Origin of the sequence: Streptomyces sp. NPDC006512 (assembly GCF_040611935.1) — a bacterium.
Taxonomy (GTDB): domain Bacteria; phylum Actinomycetota; class Actinomycetes; order Streptomycetales; family Streptomycetaceae; genus Streptomyces.
Genome location: NZ_JBEXPG010000047.1, coordinates 39,349 through 57,228 on the forward strand (window position 1 = coordinate 39,349; position 17,880 = coordinate 57,228).

A 17,880-nucleotide genomic window follows, 5' to 3' on the forward strand; every position below is an offset into this window, starting at 1 on the left:
CAGAAGGCCTTTCCCTGGTCGTGCGTCAGTGCTGGGGTGTTACTTGATGGCTTCGAGCTTCTGCACGACCTGGTCGACGGCGTACGGGATGCTCAGCACGGTGTTGAAGGAGAGCGCGGCGCCGACGTCCGGACCCTCGTAGGGCAGGAAGACGTCCCGCTTCTCCTGGTTGACCTTGGTCTTCTGGTACAGCGGGTCGGACTTCAGGGACGCCTCGGTCTCGGCGGTGCCGAGCCACACGGTGCGGTCGGCCTCCATCACGTCGAAGCGCTCGAAGCTGAGGTCGGCGATGACGTCCTTGCCCAGCGCGGTGCGGTAGGCCTCGGAGGTGGTGAAGCCCATCTCGGTCAGGAAGGCGACCTTCGGGTCCTTCGGGGCGAACGCGGAGAACTTGCCGGGCTCGTAGGGCTCGCCGACCGCGACCGTCTTGTCCTTCCACTCCGGGTGCTTGTCACGGACGGCCTTGAAGCGGGCGTCGATGCCGGAGATGAGCTTGTCGGTCTCGGCGTCCTTGCCCAGCGCCTTGCCGATCTGCTTCGTCATGACCTGCCACGACGCCTGGTAGTCCTCGGCGCCCTTGGGCTGCGCGACGACCTTGGCGATCTTCGACAGGGTGTCGTACTGCTCCTTCTTCATGCCCGAGTACTGGGCGATGATCAGGTCCGGCTTGAGGGCCGCGATCTTCTCCATGTTGTACTCGTCGCGCTCGCCGACGATCTGCGGCGGGGTGGAGCCCCACAGGTCCTTCACCCACGGCCACTTGCCGAACGGCTCTTCCTTGAACCAGGCGACGGCGCCGACCGGCTTCACGCCGAGCGCGAGCACGGCGTCCTGGTCCGAGAGACCGAGGGTGACGACCTTCTTCGGCTCGGCCGTGATGGTCGTGCTGCCGTACTTGTGGTCGACCGTGACCGGGAAGGATCCCGCGGACTTCGCGGTGGCCTCTCCGGAGGGCTTCGACTCGGTCTTCTCGGTGCCACCGCCGCAGGCGCTCAGGACGAGGGCGGCGGCGGCTGCAACGGCCACGCGGGGGAAGTTTCTGACGATCCTCGTCAGCGCGGGGCGGGTCCCAACGGACACGGGCTTTCCTTTCACGGGGTTTTCACGGTGCATGCCCAGGCCTGCCCGGCAGGACGGCGTTGCCGGGCAGGAGGGGTGGGGACGGGACGGGCGGTGGCCCTAGCGGGACGTTCCGATCCCGTCGACGACGCGCTCGGCTTCGCCGACGGCCGGCTTCGGGGTGCGCTCGATCACCGAGTCCAGGATCTCGCCGACCCGGATCGCGGTGTTCGACAGCAGGGACGAGGTGATGCCGTGCGTGTGCTCGGTACCGCCCTGGAGGTAGATGCCGCAGCGCAGTTCGGGGTCGGTCGTGATGCGGTAGTCGCGCTCGACGCTGACCCGGCCCTCGCCGTCGCGGTGGCAGTACCCCTCGACCTCGCCGAGGAGGCCGAAGGCGTCCGCGGGCCGGTAGCCGGTCGCGTAGACCACGACGTCGGCGTCCAGCGGGGTCTTCTCGCCGGTGACGAGCGACTCGACGGTGGTGAGGACCTTGTCGGGGGTCTCGACGACGTCCGAGAGGCGGGAGACGTTGAGGAAGCGCAGGCGCTCCTCGCCGAGGACCTTCTCCTGGTACGACTGGCGGTACAGGTCGTCGATGAGGTCGATGTCCACCACGGAGTAGTTGGTGTTGCCGTGGTAGTCCATCAGCTTGCTCTTGACCTCGCCGGGGGCCGTGAAGTACTCGTCCACGGCGGCCGGGTCGAAGATGCGGTTGGCGAACTTGCTGTCGTCCGCGGGGCTGTAGCCGTAGCGGGCGAAGACGGCGCAGACCTCGGCCTCGGGGAAGCGCCGGTGCAGGAAGGCCACGTTCTCGGCGGCGCTCTGGCCGGCGCCGACGACGACGAAGCGGGTCGGGTCGGTGCCCTCCAGCTCGTCGACGCGGCGCAGCAGGTCGGAGTTGTGCCAGACGCGGTCGGTGCGGTCGATGCCCTCGGGCATGTACGGCCGCAGGCCGGTGCCGATCACGAGGTTGCGGGCCCGGTGGGTGACCGTCTCGTCGCCGGAGCGGGCCGTGACGTCCACGTACTCGATGACGCCGTCGCGCACGACCGGTCGCACGGAGACCACTTCGTGCCCGTAGGACACCATGTCGTCGACCTTGGCGGCGGCCCACTCGAAGTAGTCGTGGAACTCGACGCGCAGCGGGAACAGGTTCTTGTGGTTGACGAAGTCGATCAGGCGGCCCCGGCTCTGCAGGTAGCAGAGGAAGCTGTACTCGCTCGCCGGGTTCCGCAGCGTCACCAGGTCCTTCATGAAGGACACCTGCATGGTCGCGTCTTCGAACAGCATGCCGCGGTGCCAGCCGAAGCGCGGCTGCTGCTCGAAGAAGTGAGCAGTGACCGCCTCCTGCCGTCCGACGCGTGCGTTGTGCTCGGTGAGAGCAATCGCCATGGCCACATTGGACGGGCCGAAGCCGATGCCTATGAGGTCGTGGATCACCGGTGCGTCAGCAGGAAGAGCCTGTGACATGTCACTCCGATCGTGCGGGACAGCCGCCTGTGAGGCGTTGAAGAAAGAAGGTGGAGCAGGGCACGCCGACGAGCGGCAACCCAGCGAACTTAGGTAAAGCTAACCTGATCTCGGCACCCTGTCGACCAGACAAAGCGGACAAATAGTGGATTGCAGCCCCAAACGACGCCTAAAATCAGGCACGTTGCATCCTTAGGTAAGGCTTGCTTTACTCCTTCGGGATCAATCGCTCTTCTGAGGAGGAACCTCATGCGGGTCGTCATGTTCGGTTATCAGACCTGGGGCCATCGCACCCTGCAAGCGCTCCTGGACTCCGAGCACGATGTGGTGATGGTCGTCACCCACCCCAAGAGCGAGCACGCCTACGAGAAGATCTGGAGCGACTCGGTCGCGGACCTCGCCGAGGAGCACGGCGTCCCCGTGGTCATCCGCAACCGCCCCGACGACGAGGAGCTCTTCGCGCGGCTCAAGGAGGCCGACGCGGACATCATCGTCGCCAACAACTGGCGTACGTACATACCTTCGCGCATCTACAACCTGCCCCGCCACGGCACGCTCAACGTCCACGACTCGCTGCTGCCGAAGTACGCCGGCTTCTCCCCGCTGATCTGGGCCCTGATCAACGGCGAGACCGAAGTGGGCGTCACCGCGCACATGATGGACGACGTGCTCGACGCCGGCGACATCGTCCTCCAGCAGGCCGTCGCCGTCGGCCCGACCGACACGGCCACCGACCTCTTCCACAAGACCGTCGACCTCATCGCCCCGGTCACCGTCGGCGCGCTGGACCGCATCGCCGCCGGGGAGACCGAGTTCACCAAGCAGGACCGGTCGCAGGCGAGCTTCTTCCACAAGCGCGCCGAAGAGGACATCCGGATCGACTGGAGCTGGCCCGCCGAGGTCCTGGAGCGCCTGGTGCGCGCCCAGTCCGCCCCGTACCCGAGCGCCTTCACCTTCCACAAGGGCAAGCGCCTGGAGATCGTGTCCGCGGTCGTCTCCGAGGGGCTCTACGGCGGCACCCCCGGCCGCATCTTCTACCGCGAGGGCGAGGGCGTGGCGATCGTCGCCGGCGCCGACGCCCGCACCGGCCGCAACCACGGCCTCGCCATCACGCGCGTACGCACCGAGGACGGCCGGGAGCTGCCCGCCACCGAGTACTTCACCTCCATGGGCGGGTACCTCACCAGCCGCCCCTGACCCCGTCCCGAAGCCGGCGGAGGCACTCCGCCGGCGTCTCGTCGTGCCGGTCACCCGCCCATGGCCCCGGGCAGACCGGCCGTCGCCGCCGTCGCACGGACACCCCCGTTCCGTGCGGCGGCGCCGTCATGTCCGGGCCCGCCAACTCCCGGGCGCGGGGCAGGACGACGGCCACGGGCGCCCCCGGTGCGGGCCGCCGCCGACGGCCGCCCAGGCCGGGGCCGGCCGGTACCCGCCGCCGGACACGTCGCACGACGCGCCGGGCTCCCCGATCCGGGCCGCCACCGGTGTGATCCTGAACGCGGGCCGCCACCCGGCCCGTACGACCGTGAAGGAGCACCCGTGCCGAAGCCGCCCGCACTCGAACCCGCCGCCCAGGCCTTCGCCGACGCCACCGGCCGGCCCCCCTTCCTCTACCAGATGCCCGTCGCGGACGGCCGCAAGGCCGTCGACGAGGTCCAGGGCGGCGAGGGCGTCGCCCTGCCCGACGTCGACGAGGAATGGGTCACCGTCCCGGGCGGGCCCACCGGCGGGGTCCGGGCCCGGATCGTCCGCCCGCGCGGCGCGACGGGCCCCCTGCCCGTCGTCCTCTACGTCCACGGCGCCGGCTGGGTCTTCGGCAACGCCCACACCCACGACCGGCTCGTCCGCGAACTGGCCGTCGGCGCCGGCGCGGCCGTGGTCTTCCCCGAGTACGACCTCTCGCCCGAGGCGCGCTACCCCGTCGCCGTCGAGCAGAACTACGCCGTCGCCCGGTGGGTCGGCGAAGGGCACCACGCGGACCTCGACGGCACCCGCCTCGCCGTCGCCGGCGACTCGGTCGGCGGCAACATGAGCGCCGCCCTCACCCTCATGGCCAAGGAGCGCGGCGACGTGCGCTTCGCCCACCAGGTCCTCTTCTACCCGGTCACCGACGCCGCCTTCGACACCGACTCCTACCACCAGTTCGCCGAGGGCTACTTCCTGCGCCGCGAGGCCATGCAGTGGTTCTGGGACCAGTACACGACCGACGGGGCCGAGCGCGCCCGGATCACCGCCTCCCCGCTGCGCGCCACCACCGAGGAGCTCACCGGACTGCCCCCGGCCCTCGTCATCACCGCCGAGGCCGACGTCCTGCGCGACGAGGGCGAGGCGTACGCCGCCGCGCTCCGCGCCGCCGGTGTCCCGGTCACCGCCCTGCGCGTCCAGGGCGTCATCCACGACTTCGTCATGCTGAACGCCCTCCGCGAGACCCGGGGCGCCGAACTCGCCATCGGCCTGGCCGCCGACACCCTGCGCAAGGCCCTCGCCTAGGGAGGGCCCCGGGGGCCCGGGCTCGCGGCCGGCTCCGCGCCCGGGACACCCCGGCACCCCCGCGCCCCCGCGCCGCGGCAATTTACTTGCCCTTTACCATCGGGTCGCGGATACTGTCCGTAACCACCAGCCCGGGCCGCCCACGGCCCGCCGAGCAGCGAACGGAGCGCAAGACCCGCAATGGGTGAACCTCCCAGTCCACGCCGTGCCACGTCCTGCCCGCAGCATCAGAGCCGGGAAGCGGGGGTGGCACGGTGACCGAAGTGCTGCTGCTCCTCCTTTCCCTGGCGCTGACCCTGGCGTGCGCGGTGTTCGTCGCCGCCGAGTTCTCCCTCACCACCGTCGAACGCAGCGAGCTCGAACGCGCCGTCGCGGCCGGTGAGCGCGGCGCCGAGAGCGCCCTGAAGGCCGCCAAGCGGCTCACGTTCCAGCTGTCCGGCGCCCAGCTGGGCATCACCGTGACCTCACTGGTGATCGGCATGCTCGCCGAGCCGTCCGTCTCCGCCCTGCTGCGCGGCCCGCTGGAAGCCGCCGGGCTGCCCGCCGGCGCGGTGTCGACCACCGCGACCCTGCTGGGCGTGGCCCTGTCGACCGTGGTGCTGATGGTCGTCGGCGAGCTGGTCCCGAAGAACTGGGCGATCTCCCGCCCGCTGGCCGTCGCGAAGGTCGTCGCGGGCCCGCAGCGCGGGTTCACCGCCGCCTTCGCCCCGCTGATCCGGCACCTGAACGACACCGCGAACCGGCTCGTACGCCGCTTCGGGCTGGAGCCCGCCGAGGAGCTCGCCTCCGCGCGGACGCCGGAGGAGCTGGTGGCGCTGGCCCGGCACTCCGCCCGCGAGGGCGCGATCGAGGCGGACTCGGCCGAACTGTTCGTGCGCACCCTGCACCTGGCCGAGCTGACCTCGGAGAACGTCATGACCCCGCGCATCGACGTCCAGGCGCTGGAGCTCCGCGCCACCGCGGCCGACGCCGCGAACCTGACGCTGGCCACCGGCCTGTCCCGGTTCCCCGTCTACCGCGACAGCCTCGACGAGGTCGTGGGCACCGTCCACATCCGTGACGTCCTCGACCTCGACGAGGACGAGCGGGCCCTGACGCCGGTGTCCGAGCTGATGACCTCGCCGCTGCTGGTGCCGCACTCGCTGCCCGTGGACGTCCTGCTCGGGCGGCTGCGCAAGGCCCGCACCATGGCCGTGGTGATCGACGAGTACGGCGGCACCGCCGGAGTGGTCACGGTCGAGGACATCGTGGAGGAGGTCGTGGGCGAGGTCCGCGACGAGCACGACCCGGTGGAGGTCCCCGACCTCATCGAGGGCCCCGAGCACGGCGGCCGCAAGGTGTGGGAGGCCGACGGGAGCGTCCGCGTCGACGAGCTGGAGGCGATCGGCTTCGCCGTTCCCGAAGGCCCCTACGAGACGCTGGCCGGCCTGGTCGCCACCCGCCTGGCCCGCATCCCCGTCGAGGGCGACACCGTCGCCGTCGACGGCTGGGAACTGACCGTCCTCGACATAGACCACCACCGCGCCGACCGGGTCACGGTCACCGCGCCCGCCGCCGCCGAGGCCGCCGGCTCCCAGGAGGAGCGCCGATGACCGCCGTCCAGCTGCTGATCGGCGCACTGACGCTGCTCACCAACGCCTTCTTCGTCGGCGCCGAGTTCGCCCTGATCTCGGTCCGCCGCAGCCAGATCGAACCGGCCGCCCTCAAGGGCAGCCGGCGCGCGAAGACGACCCTGTGGGCGCTGGAGCACATCTCCGCGATGATGGCCACCGCCCAGCTCGGCATCACCGTCTCCTCCCTGGTCCTCGGCGCGGTCGCCGAACCGGCCATCGCCCACCTGCTCGAACCCCCCTTCGAGGCCATCGGCGTGCCCGAGGCGCTGATCCACCCGATCGCGTTCGTCATCGCGCTCACCGCGGCGACGTACCTGCACATGCTGATCGGCGAGATGGTCCCGAAGAACATCGCGCTCGCGGCCCCCGCGCCGACCGCGCTGCTGCTGGGTCCCCCGCTGGTCGCCCTCACCAGGGCGCTGCGGCCGTTCGTGTTCGGCATCAACGCGTTCGCGAACGCGCTGCTGCGGCTGCTGAAGGTCGAACCGAAGGACGAGGTCGGCGCGGTCTTCACCGACGAGGAACTCGCCCGCCTGGTCAAGGACTCCAGCGCCGCCGGACTCCTCGGCGCCGAGGACGGCGAACGGCTGCGCGACGCCCTCGCGCTCGGCAAGCGGCCCGTCGGCGAGATCACCATCCCCCGCGCGGAGTTCGTGACCGTCCCGTTCGGGACCACCCCCCGCGGCCTGGAGCGCACCGCGGCCGACCACGGCTTCTCCCGGCTGGTTGTCACCGGCGCCCACGGCGAGATCATGGGCTTCCTGCACATCAAGGACGCCCTCGGCGTCGCCGACCGGACGGCGCCGTTCCCGCGCTCCGCCCTGCACACCGTCACCCGGGTCGGCAGCGGCACCCCGCTGGACGACACCATGAACGCCATGCGCGCCGCCGGAACCCACCTCGCCGCCGTCACCGGCGACGACGGGGCGGTCATCGGCTTCGTCACCATGGAGGACGTACTGGAGGAACTCGTCGGCGAAGCGTCCTGACGGCGCGGCGGCCCGTTCAGGGCTCGATCAGGGCTCGATCAGGCCGACGCGGATCGCGTACCGGGTCAGCTCCAGGCGGTCGCGCATGCCGAGCTTCTGGAGCAGGTTGGCCCGGTGCCGTTCCACCGTCTTGGCGCTGATGACGAGCAGGTCGCCGATCTCCTTCGAGGAGTGCCCTTCGGCGACCAGCTTGAGGATCTCCTCTTCCCGTTCGGTGATCGCCCGGGCGGGCAGCGGGTCCCCCTGGCGGGCGCGGTCGAGGTAGTTGCGGATCAGGGTCGTCTCCGCGCCGGGATAGATGAACGGCTCGTCGCGGATCGCCGCCCGGCAGGCCTCGACGAGGTCGCGGTCGGCGACGGACTTGGGGACGTAGCCGGCCGCTCCGGCCTTGAGGGCCTCGAAGAAGTACTGCTCGTTGTCGTACATGGTCAGGATGAGGATCCGCAGGCCCGGCCGCAGCCGGGACAGCTCGCGGGCGGCCTGGAGTCCGGTCATGCGGGGCATGGCGACGTCCAGTACGGCCAGGTCCACCTCGTGCGTCCGGGCCAGGGCGACGGCCTCGGCTCCGTCCCCGGCCTCGGCGACGACCGTCAGGTCGGGTTCGGAGTCGAGGATGAGGCGGACGCCGCGCCGTACGAGGGCGTGGTCGTCGGCCAGCAGGACCCGGGTCGGGGCCGGTCGCGGTGCGGTCATCGGTGGCTCTCCTCCGCCCCGCCGGTCGCGGGTACGTCCAGTCGTACGTCGGTGCCGCCGTGCGGGCCGGGGCCGAGGGCGAGGCCGGCCCCGATGAGCAGGGCCCGTTCGCGCATGCCCTGGATCCCGGCCCCTTCGGCGGCGAGGCGGATCCCGGTGCCGTCGTCGCGCACCAGGAGCCGGACGGCCCCGGCCGGCCGGTGGGAGAGCCGTACCTCGACCTCGCTCGCGCCCGCGTGCCGGGCGGCGTTGGTCAGCGCTTCCTGGGCGACCCGGTAGACGACCAGTTCGCGGGCCTCGTCCAGGGCGGGCAGGCCCGGCGCGATGTGGTGCCGGACGGTCAGCGACGGCGTGGTGAACTCGGCGGCGAGGGCCCGCAGGGCGCTGTGCAGGCCGAGCTCCTCCAGGACCCCGGGCCGCAGGCGGCGGGCGATGCGCCGGATCTCGTCCAGGCTCGTCCGGGTGGTCTCCTGGACCTGGCGGAGGTCCTCGCGCAGGGCCGCGGGTGCCCGGTCCGCGGTGTGCTTGAGCTGGAGGAGGACCGCGGTGAGGGTCTGGCCGACCTCGTCGTGGAGCTCCTGGGCGATGCGGTGGCGCTCGGCCTCCTGCGCGGAGAGCGCACGGGCGCTGCTGGTGGCGCGCTCCGACTCCAGACGGGCCAGCATCGCGTTGAACGAGGTGGTGAGCTCGGCCATCTCGCCGGGTCCCTCGACGGGGGCGCGGCTTCCCGGGCGCAGCAGGTCGACCGCCGCCATGGCGCGGGCCAGCCGGGCCAGCGGGGCGAGGGCGACGCGCAGCAGGACGGCGTTGGCGACGAGCATGGCCGCGAGCCCGACGCCCAGGACGATCGCCTCGCCCATCAGGACCGGGGTGGAGACGGTGACCGGGCCGAGGAGCAGCAGGAGGGCCACCGCGAAGACGGCGGCGTTGAGCAGGAAGATCCGCCAGTACAGCGACATGACCGCGTTCTCCCCTCGTTCCGCGCGCCGGGTCCGGCCGTCGTTCTGCGTCGACGCTACCCGGGCCGTCCCCGCCGGCGCCCCACCACAGCGGCTGTGACCTGCGGCGGGAGCCGCCCTTGCGGCCAGCCTGGCCTCCGGGGCGGCGCCTGTCCATCCGTGCCGGCACCCATGTCGGCCGGGCGGCGGAGCCGTCAGGCCGGGGGGCCGCCGTTCGTCGGCGGGTGGACGGGCCGCGCCGGTATCGCCGCGGCGGCGGGCGGGGCGGGCAGCGGCGGCAGCGACGGCTCGTACAGCCAGGCCGCGAACAGCTCGTCCACCGGCGCCTCCGCGTAGCGGGCGACGTGGGCGGTGAAGGCCGCGGTGGTCACCACGCCGTGGCGGTGCGCCGCGGTCCAGTCACGGAGCATGCGGAAGAACATGCCGTCGCCCAGGGCGCAGCGGATCGCGTGGACGGTGAGGCCGCCGCGCTCGTAGAGCCGGTCGTCGAACATCAGCTTGCGGCCCGGGTCGGCGAGCTTCAGGTCCTGGGCCCGCGAGGCCAGCACGCGGTGGGCGACGGCCGCCCGTTCGTGCGCGGTGTGGCCGCCGGAACGTTCCGACCAGAGCCATTCGGCGTACTTGGCGAGGCCCTCGTTCAGCCAGATGTGCCGCCAGTCGGCGACGGTCACGCTGTTGCCGAACCACTGGTGGGCGAGTTCGTGGGCGATGAGGCGCTCCGAGCCGCGCACGCCGTCCACGTGGTTGGCACCGAACAGGGACAGCCCCTGCGCCTCGACGGGAACGTCCAGTTCCTCGTCGGCGACGACCACCGCGTACTCCCCGAAGGGATAGGGCCCGAACAGTTCCTCGAAGAGCCGCATCATGGCGGGCTGGCGGGCGAAGTCGCGGGAGAACCGGGGCAGCAGGTGCGCCGGCACGTGGGCGCTCTGGGGAACGCCGTCGAGGCCGGGGTCGCCGAGGAGCACCGTCTGGTAGAGGCCGATGGACAGGCCGACGAGGTAGCTGGAGGTGGGCGCGGACTGCTCGTACACCCAGGTGGTGGTGCTGGCCCTGGTCGTGCGGGTCAGCAGCCGGCCGCCGGCCACGACCGTGTAGGCGGAGGGCGTGTTGACGGAGATGTGGTAGGAGGCCTTGTCGGCGGGCCGGTCGTTGCACGGGTACCAGGAGGGCGCGCCGACGGGCTGGCTGGCGACGAGCGCGCCATCGGTCAGTTCCTCCCAGCCGAGGCCGCCCCAGGGGCTGCGCACGGGCTTGGGGTTGCCCGCCCAGTGCACGTCCACGGTGAACGCGGCGCCGGCGGGCAGCGGCTTGGCGGGCCGCAGGCGGAGTTTCCCGCCGCGGTGGGTGTACTGCGGGGCCCGGCCGTTCACCAGGACCCGGCCGACCTTGAACTCGGCGAGGTCCAGGGCGAACTCGGTGAGCGGCGCTCGCCCGGCGATCGCGCTGATCCGGGCGGTGCCGGCCAGCCGGTTGGGGCCGGGCCGGTACTCCAGAGCGAGTTCGTACCGGTGCACGCGGTAACGGGGATCGCCGTTGGCCGGAAAGTACGGGTCGGTTGCCGCTGTCTTCTGGCCGTTCACTGCCGCTTCCGCTCCCTGCGCTGTGCTCGTACGACGTGCTGGTGTGCCGTGGCGGCGCCCGCCGGACCCGGCCGGCGCACGGGCCGCCGTACGGGCGTCAGGACCGCCACGCCTCGATCGGGTTGCCCAGCCAGCGGGAGTCGGCGGGGACGGATTCCCCGGCCATCACGAGGGAGGCGGGACCCAGGGTGCTGCGGGCTCCGACCGTGCTCCCGGGCAGGACGATTCCGCCCGGGCCCAGGGTGGCGCCCTCGCGGAGGACCACAGTATCCGTCCTCAAGATCCGGTCGTGGAAGAGGTGCGTCTGCAACACACAGCCGCGGTTCACGCTGACCGCGTCGCCCAGGGTCACCAGGTCCGTCTCAGGCAGCCAGTAGCTCTCGCACCATACGCCCCGGCCGATCCGGGCCCCGAGGCCGCGCAGCCACAGGGTCATCAGGGGCGTGCCGGGTACGGATCCGGCCAGCCACGGCACGGCCAGTACCTCGACGAAGGTGTCGGCGAGTTCGTTGCGCCACACGAAACCGCTCCACAGCGGGTGCTCCCCCGTCCGGTGCCGTCCCACGAGCAGCCATTTGGCGGCCACGGCCGTCAGGCAGGCGGCCGCACCGGCGGCGAGCAGGACCGCTCCGGACAGCAGGGCGGCCGCCCAGGGGCCCGGTCCGGCGGTGATCAGCGCGCACAGCCCGGCGGCGGTCAGGACCGCCAGCGCGGCCGAGCAGAACACCGGGACGAGGCGGCACAGCTCCACCAGGCCGCGCGCCCAGAGCAGGCGGGCGGGCGGGTCGTAGGTCCGGCTCTGGTCGGCGGCCGCGGCGGACCGGGGCAGCCGGACCGGGGGCAGGCCCAGGTAGGAGCTGCCCTTCTTGGCCTTCTTCGGCGTGGCGGACAGCACGCCGACCAGCCCGTCGTCCGGGACCGTGCGGCCCGGCGCGGTCATCCCGGAGTTGCCGAGGAACGCCCGGCGGCCGATCTCGGAGTGGCCGATCCGCATCCAGCCGCCGCCCAGCTCGTAGGGCGCGGTCAGCGTGTCGTCGGCGAGGAACGCGCCCTCGCCGACGGTGGTGAGGCTGGGCAGGGCGAGCACGGTGGACACCTCCGCGCCCCGGCCGATCTTCATGCCGAGGAGGCGCAGCCAGACCGGGGTGATCAGTCCGGCGTACAGCGGGAAGAGGGTCTCCCGGGACAGGTCCATGAGCTGGGTGACGGTCCAGGCCTGCCAGCCGGTCCGGCTGTGCGTCGGATGGTTGCCGGTCCGCAGGCCGAGGCTGAGCAGGCGTACGGAGACCAGCAGGAGCAGCGCGTAGGCGAGCCCGAAGGCGAGCGCCCCGGGCACCACGGCGATGAGCGCGGCCCTCAGCGCCTGCCCGAGCCCGGCGTCGGCGGGCACGAACCGGCTCACCACCAGCAGGGCCGGCAGGGCGGCGGCCACGGGCAGGGCGGTGAGGCACAGCCCGCTCGCCCCGTACATGGCACGCCAGTGGAGCCCGCGCGGCGGGCGGTGCCCGGGCCAGTTCCGCTTGGCCTTGCCGAGCTTGGCGGCGGGGGCCCCGGCCCAGCGCTGGCCGGTCGGCACCTGTCCGACGACGGCGGAGCCGGGGGCCACCTCGGCCCGCTTGCCGACCCGTGCGCCGGGGAAGAGCATGCTGCGGGTCCCGACGACCGCCCCCGCACCGACCTTGACCGGGCCGATCTCCAGCCGGTCGCCGTCCAGCCAATAGCCGGAGAGGTCCACCTCGGACTCGACGGCGCAGCCGCGGCCGAGTTTGAGCATGCCGGTGACCGGGGGCAGCGAGTGCAGGTCCACGTCGGGGCCGACCTTGGCGCCGAGGGCCCGCGCGTAGCGTTCCAGCCAGGATCCGCTGAGCGAGGTCGCGCCCGCGCACTCGGCCAGCCGCTCGGCCGTCCACAGCCTCAGGTGCACGCTGCCGCCGCGCGGGTGGCGCCCGGGCTTCACCCCGCGCAGCAGGAGCCGGGCACCGCCGGCGGCGATGGCGAGCCGGCCCGGCGGGCTGTAGAGCAGGGCCGCGCCGGCGGCGACGGACCACCACGAGGCGGTGGGTGCCCACGGGTAGGCCCCGAACCAGTGCAGGACGTTGCCCAGGGCCAGCAGCGCCACGGTCCAGCGCAGGCCCACCAGGGTGAACAGCGGGAGCAGCAGCAGCGTCTGGACCACCTGGGAGCGGAGCGGGACCGGGACGACGGTACGGGCGGCCCCGTCGTCCTGTACGGACTTCTCCAGGCGCCGGGCCAGCTTGCGCAGGGTGGGCTGCTGGTAGATGTCGAGGACGGCCGCGCTCGGGTAGCGGGTGCGCAGCCGGGTGGTGAGCTGGGCGGCGGCGAGGCTGTTGCCGCCGATCGCGAAGAAGTCGTCGGCGGCTCCGGTGACGGCCACGCCGAGGGTTTCGCTCCACTGCTCGGCGAGCCAGGCCTCGGTGCCGTACAGCTGCTCGGCGGGGCCGGTCGGTTCCGCGTCGGGCAGCGGCCAGGGCAGGGCGTCGCGGTCCACCTTGCCGGAGGTGCGGGTCGGCAGCGCCTCGACGGGCGCGAGGAGCGGTACGAGGGCCGCGGGCAGTTCGGCGCGCAGCCGCGTCACGGCCCCGGCGTGGTCCCAGCCCTCCTGGGTGACGAGGTAGCCGACGAGGAGCTGGTTGCCGCCGCGCGCGGTGCGGACGGCGGCGGCCGCTCCGGCGACGCCGGGCAGGGCCTGGAGCGCGGCGTCCACCTCGCCGAGTTCGATGCGGCGGCCGCCGAGCTTGATCTGCTCGTCGCCGCGGCCGAGGAAGACCAGCCCCTCCGGTTCGGCGCGGACGAGGTCGCCGCTGCGGTAGGCGCGCTCCCAGCCGAGGGATTCCAGCGGGGCGTACTTCTCGGCGTCCTTGGCCGGGTCGAGGTAGCGGGCGAGGCCGACGCCGCCGATCACGAGCTGGCCGCTGCCGCCCATGGGCACCGGCTCGCCGGACTCGTCGACGACGGCCAGTTCCCAGCCGTTCAGCGGCAGGCCGATCCGGATCGGTTCCTCGCCGGTCAGGAGCGAGGCGCAGGCGACGACGGTGGCCTCGGTGGGCCCGTACGTGTTCCAGACCTCGCGGCCCTCGGTGACCAGGCGCTGGGTCAGCTCGGGCGGGCAGGCCTCGCCGCCGAAGATCAGCAGCCGGACCTCGTTGAGGGTTTCGGGCTCCCAGAGCGCGGCCAGGGTCGGCACGGTGGAGACCACGGTGATCTCCTGTTCCATCAGCCAGGGGCCGAGGTCGGCGCCGCTGCGGACCTGGGAGCGCGGGACGGGCACGAGGCAGGCGCCGTAGCGCCAGGCCAGCCACATCTCCTCGCAGGAGGCGTCGAAGGCGACGGACAGTCCGGCCATGACCCGGTCGCCGGGTCCGATCGGCTCCTCGGTGAGGAACAGGGCGGCCTCGGCGTCGACGAAGGCGGCGGCGCTGCGGTGGCTGACGGCCACGCCCTTGGGCTTGCCGGTGGAGCCGGAGGTGAAGATGATCCACGCGTCGTGCTCGGGGCCGGGCCGGGCGGCGGGGGCCCGGTCCCCGGCGCTCCCGGTGACGTCGACGCGCTGTCCGGCGCCCAGGACGGCCCGTACCGCGGCTTCACCGAAGACCAGCTCGGCCCGCTCGTCGGGGTCCTCGGCGTCGACGGGTACGTAGGCGGCGCCGGCGGCGAGGACGGCGAGGACGGACGCGTACAGCTCGTTGGTGCCGGACGGTACGCGGACGCCGACGCGGTCTCCGAGCCCCACCCCGGCGGCCGCGAGGGCGCGCCTGCGGCGCTCGACCTCGGCGGCCAGCGCCCGGTAGGTGAGGCGCGAGGTGCCGTCGTCCAGGGCGAGCTCGTCGGGGTAGGCCCGTACGGAGGCTTCGAAGACGTCGACGAGGGTGCGCGCCGGGGCGGCGGGTCCGGCCGTGAACCGGGCGGACTTGCCGTGTTCGCCGGGTTCGCCGGGGTTTTCCCGGGTGTCCCCGCCGTCGAGCAGAGTGATGTCACCGCGCTCAGGTGTGGCTGCCATCGGCCCTCGTGTCTTCGTCCCCGGACGGTTCCGGGTCGCCGGCGGAGCCCGGGTCTGCCCGGGTTGTTCCGGTCCGGCGCCGAACAACCTGCCAGTGTAGTGCGACATCAAGGATTTTCCCGTTGAACCCTGGGGGGCGTGTCCGGGAACGGACGGTGTGCGCCGGCCCGCCGGCCGGTGGCCGGTCCCCCGGTCGGAGGCGGTCGACGTCCGGGAACTCAGAGGGGGTCGACGTCCAGGAACGCGGCCAGGGCCGGTTCCGGGGCGCCCGGGGTGCCGGGAGTGCCGGGGAGGGTCTGTTCCGCCCAGATGACCTTGCCCTCGGGGGTGTAGCGGGTGCCCCAGTGCTCGCTGAGCTGCGCCACCAGGAACAGTCCGCGTCCGCCCTCGTCCGTGGTGGCCGCGTACCGCAGGTGGGGGGCGGTGTTGCTGCTGTCCCAGACCTCGCAGGTCAGGGTCTGGTCGTGCAGCAGCCGCACCCGCACGGGGGCGGCGCCGTGCCGCAGGGCGTTGGTGATCAGTTCGCTGAGGATCAGTTCGGTGGCGAAGGCGAGCTCCTCCAGGCCCCACTCGTCGAGCTTGCGGGCCGCCGCTCCGCGCAGGGCGCCGACCGCGCTCGGCTCGAAGGGCACCTCCCACTCCACGACCCGGTCCGGGCCGAGGATCCGGGTCCGGGCGATGAGCAGGGCCACGTCGTCGGTCGGCCGGTCGGGCAGCAGCCGGTCGAGCACCGCCCGGCAGCTCTCGTGGGGGTCCCGGTCGGGGTGGCTCAGGGCGCCGCGCAGCAGTTCCAGGCCTTCGGCGATGTCCCGGGTGCGTTCCTCGACGAGTCCGTCCGTGTACAGGACGAGCTGGCTGCCCTCCTTGAGGCGTACCTCGGCGGTCTCGAACGGCATGCCGCCCAGGCCCAGCGGGGGCCCGGCCGGAAGTTCCAGGATCTCCGTCGCCCCGTCCGGGGCGACGAGCAGGGGCGGCAGGTGCCCGGCGCGGGCCATGGTGCACAGCTGGGAGATCGGGTCGTAGATGGCGTAGAGGCAGGTCGCGCCCAGGACGCCGCCCTCCCCGCCGTCGCCGTCGCCGTCGTGGTCGATGCGCTGGACGAGGTCGTCGAGGCGGGCGAGGATCTCGTCGGGCGGCAGGTCGAGCGAGGAGAAGTTGTGCACCGCCGTGCGCAGCCGTCCCATGGTGGCGGCGGCGTGCAGGCCGTGTCCGACGACGTCCCCGACGACGAGGGCGACGCGGCTGCCGGGCAGCGGGATCACGTCGAACCAGTCGCCGCCGACCCCGGACTGGGCGGGCAGGTAGAAGTGGGCCACGTCCACGGCGCTCTGCTCGGGCAGGGCGCGCGGCAGCAGGCTGCGCTGGAGCGTTTCGGCGAGGGCGTGCTCGCGGGTGTAGCGGCGGGCGTTGTCCATGCTGACGGCCGCCCGCGCGACGAGTTCCTCCGCGAGGGACACCTCGTCCTCGTCGAAGGGCTCGGGCTTCTGCGAGCGCCAGAAGTTGACCACCCCGAGGACGACGCCGCGGGCCCGGAGCGGGGCGGCGATGAGGGAGTGGATGCCGTACTCGACGATGGCCTGGGCGCGCGGCGGGTCCTGGGCGTGCCAGCCCGGGGCCTCGGCCAGGTCGGGGACCAGCTCGGCCCGGCCGGTGCCGTAGCCGCGGGCCTGCGGGGTGGACGGCAGGAAGTCGATCAGCCGGCCGCGGGGGTACAGGGGGTGGTCGGAGCGGATGCCGCTGACGGCGGTGCGCCGCATGTCGGCGCCCGGGCCGGGCTCGTCGCCGACGAGGACGGGGTCGGCCAGGTCGACGGTGACGTAGTCCGCGAAGCGGGGCACGGCGACGGCGGCGAGTTCCTCGGCCGTCCGTACGACGTCCAGGCTGGTGCCGATGTCGCCGCCCGCGTCGTAGAGCAGCTTGAGGCGTCGGCGGGCCGTTTCCGCGCGGCTGGTCAGGACCTGCATCTCGGTGGAGTCCCGGATGGTGACGGCGGTGCCCTCGGGCCTGCCCCGGGGGTGGGTGAGCCGCTGGTTGACGACGAGCAGCCGGTCGCCGCTCTCGATCACCTCGTCGGTGGCCACCCGGGCGGACAGGAGCAGGTCCGCCATCCGCCGGTCCAGTCCGGGCACCTCGCCGATGTGGCGGCCCTCGGCGTCCTCCGGCAGCCCGAGGAGGCGTTTGGCCTCGTCGTTGGCCAGCAGCAGCCGCCCGTCGCCGTCGGTGATGACGACGCCCTCGCGGACGGCGTGGAGCACCGCGTCGTGGTGCTCGTACATGCGGGTCATCTCCTGCGTGCCGAGCCCGTGGGTCTGGCGGCGCAGGCGCCGGCTGATCAGGGCCGTGCCGCCGGTGGCCAGGGCCAGGCCGGTCGCGATGGCGAGGAGGATGACGGGGAGCTGGCGGTCGACTACGCCGCTGACGTTCTTGACGGTCAGGCCCGCCGACACCAGGCCGACGACCTTGCCGTCGGGGCCGGTGACCGGCACGACGGCCTGGATCTCCTTGCCGAGGGGGCCCTGCACGCTCTCGGTGTGGACCTGACCGGCGAGGGAGGGCTCGATCGTGCCGACGAACCGTTTCCCGATGCGGTCGGGCTGGGGGTGGGTGTACCGGATGCCGTTGGTGTCCATCACCACGATGAAATCGACCCCGGCGGCCTTGCGGGTGCTCTCCGCGAGGGGTTGCAGGACGGTGCTGGGGTTGGAGGTACCCAGCGCCGCTTCGAGGCCGAGGGAGTGCGCGAAGGTCTGCGCGACGGAGACGGACCGGTTGCGCGCTTCCCGGTCGATGTCGTGCCGCGACTGCAGCACGAGCGCCAGCAGCGCTCCGGCAGCGAGCAAAACGACGATCGCCACCTGGAGGATGAATACCTGTCCGGCGACGCTCCTGAACCGGTTGCCTAGCAGTGACCGCACCGACGTGCCCGGCACGGGTGGCGGCGAAGAATGGTCACGAACCCAGTTGTAGCACTTCCGGCCGCCCGTGGCGCCCGAACGGCGCGTT

Annotated in this window: 11 protein-coding genes; 4 read left to right on the top strand and 7 right to left on the bottom strand. The window is 72.8% G+C overall.

The annotated features are described in order from the left end of the window. Window positions 1-39: 39 nt before the first annotated feature. The gene (locus ABZZ17_RS28245) at window positions 40-1,026 is read right to left on the bottom strand and encodes an iron-siderophore ABC transporter substrate-binding protein (protein ID WP_356879908.1); all 987 of its coding nucleotides are present in this window, start codon (window positions 1,024-1,026) and stop codon (window positions 40-42) included. Between the two features lie 153 nt (window positions 1,027-1,179). Further along, window positions 1,180-2,532 carry a lysine N(6)-hydroxylase/L-ornithine N(5)-oxygenase family protein gene (locus ABZZ17_RS28250; RefSeq protein ID WP_356879910.1) on the bottom strand — a complete coding sequence of 451 codons (1,353 nt, stop codon included), beginning with the start codon at window positions 2,530-2,532 and terminating at the stop codon, window positions 1,180-1,182. Between the two features lie 249 nt (window positions 2,533-2,781). Here ABZZ17_RS28250 and ABZZ17_RS28255 point away from each other — a divergent pair, with 249 nt between their 5' ends. The 4 genes from ABZZ17_RS28255 to ABZZ17_RS28270 all read left to right on the top strand — a co-directional run bounded on the left by ABZZ17_RS28255 (window position 2,782) and on the right by ABZZ17_RS28270 (window position 7,624). Then, window positions 2,782-3,729, top strand: a complete 948-nt coding sequence (locus ABZZ17_RS28255; protein WP_356879912.1) for a methionyl-tRNA formyltransferase — start codon at window positions 2,782-2,784, stop codon at window positions 3,727-3,729. A 342-nt stretch (window positions 3,730-4,071) separates the two neighbouring features. After that, entirely contained in the window at window positions 4,072-5,022 is a 951-nt protein-coding gene (locus tag ABZZ17_RS28260) for an alpha/beta hydrolase (RefSeq protein WP_356879914.1), read from the top strand. 254 nt (window positions 5,023-5,276) lie between these two features. Continuing rightward, complete coding sequence (locus ABZZ17_RS28265; RefSeq protein WP_356879916.1) at window positions 5,277-6,614, top strand: hemolysin family protein; 1,338 nt, start codon at window positions 5,277-5,279, stop codon at window positions 6,612-6,614. Next, a complete protein-coding gene (locus ABZZ17_RS28270; protein WP_356879918.1) occupies window positions 6,611-7,624 on the top strand; it encodes a hemolysin family protein in 1,014 nt (337 codons plus the stop codon). Before ABZZ17_RS28265 ends, ABZZ17_RS28270 begins: the two co-directional genes overlap by 4 nt. Before the next feature lie 27 nt (window positions 7,625-7,651). Here the strand turns inward: ABZZ17_RS28270 and ABZZ17_RS28275 are convergent, their stop codons facing one another. The 5 genes from ABZZ17_RS28275 to ABZZ17_RS28295 form a co-directional block, all read right to left on the bottom strand. Further along, window positions 7,652-8,317, bottom strand: a complete 666-nt coding sequence (locus tag ABZZ17_RS28275) for a response regulator transcription factor (RefSeq protein WP_356879920.1) — start codon at window positions 8,315-8,317, stop codon at window positions 7,652-7,654. Continuing rightward, complete coding sequence (locus ABZZ17_RS28280) at window positions 8,314-9,276, bottom strand: sensor histidine kinase (protein WP_356879922.1); 963 nt, start codon at window positions 9,274-9,276, stop codon at window positions 8,314-8,316. Before ABZZ17_RS28280 ends, ABZZ17_RS28275 begins: the two co-directional genes overlap by 4 nt. A gap of 194 nt (window positions 9,277-9,470) precedes the next feature. Beyond that, window positions 9,471-10,859, bottom strand: a complete 1,389-nt coding sequence (locus tag ABZZ17_RS28285) for a M1 family metallopeptidase (protein ID WP_356879924.1) — start codon at window positions 10,857-10,859, stop codon at window positions 9,471-9,473. A 97-nt stretch (window positions 10,860-10,956) separates the two neighbouring features. Next, window positions 10,957-14,877 (bottom strand): Pls/PosA family non-ribosomal peptide synthetase, encoded by a 3,921-nt coding sequence (locus tag ABZZ17_RS28290; protein WP_356879926.1) that lies wholly within the window; start codon window positions 14,875-14,877, stop codon window positions 10,957-10,959. A 218-nt stretch (window positions 14,878-15,095) separates the two neighbouring features. Next, window positions 15,096-17,741 carry a SpoIIE family protein phosphatase gene (locus tag ABZZ17_RS28295; protein WP_356879946.1) on the bottom strand — a complete coding sequence of 882 codons (2,646 nt, stop codon included), beginning with the start codon at window positions 17,739-17,741 and terminating at the stop codon, window positions 15,096-15,098. Window positions 17,742-17,880 lie beyond the last annotated feature (139 nt).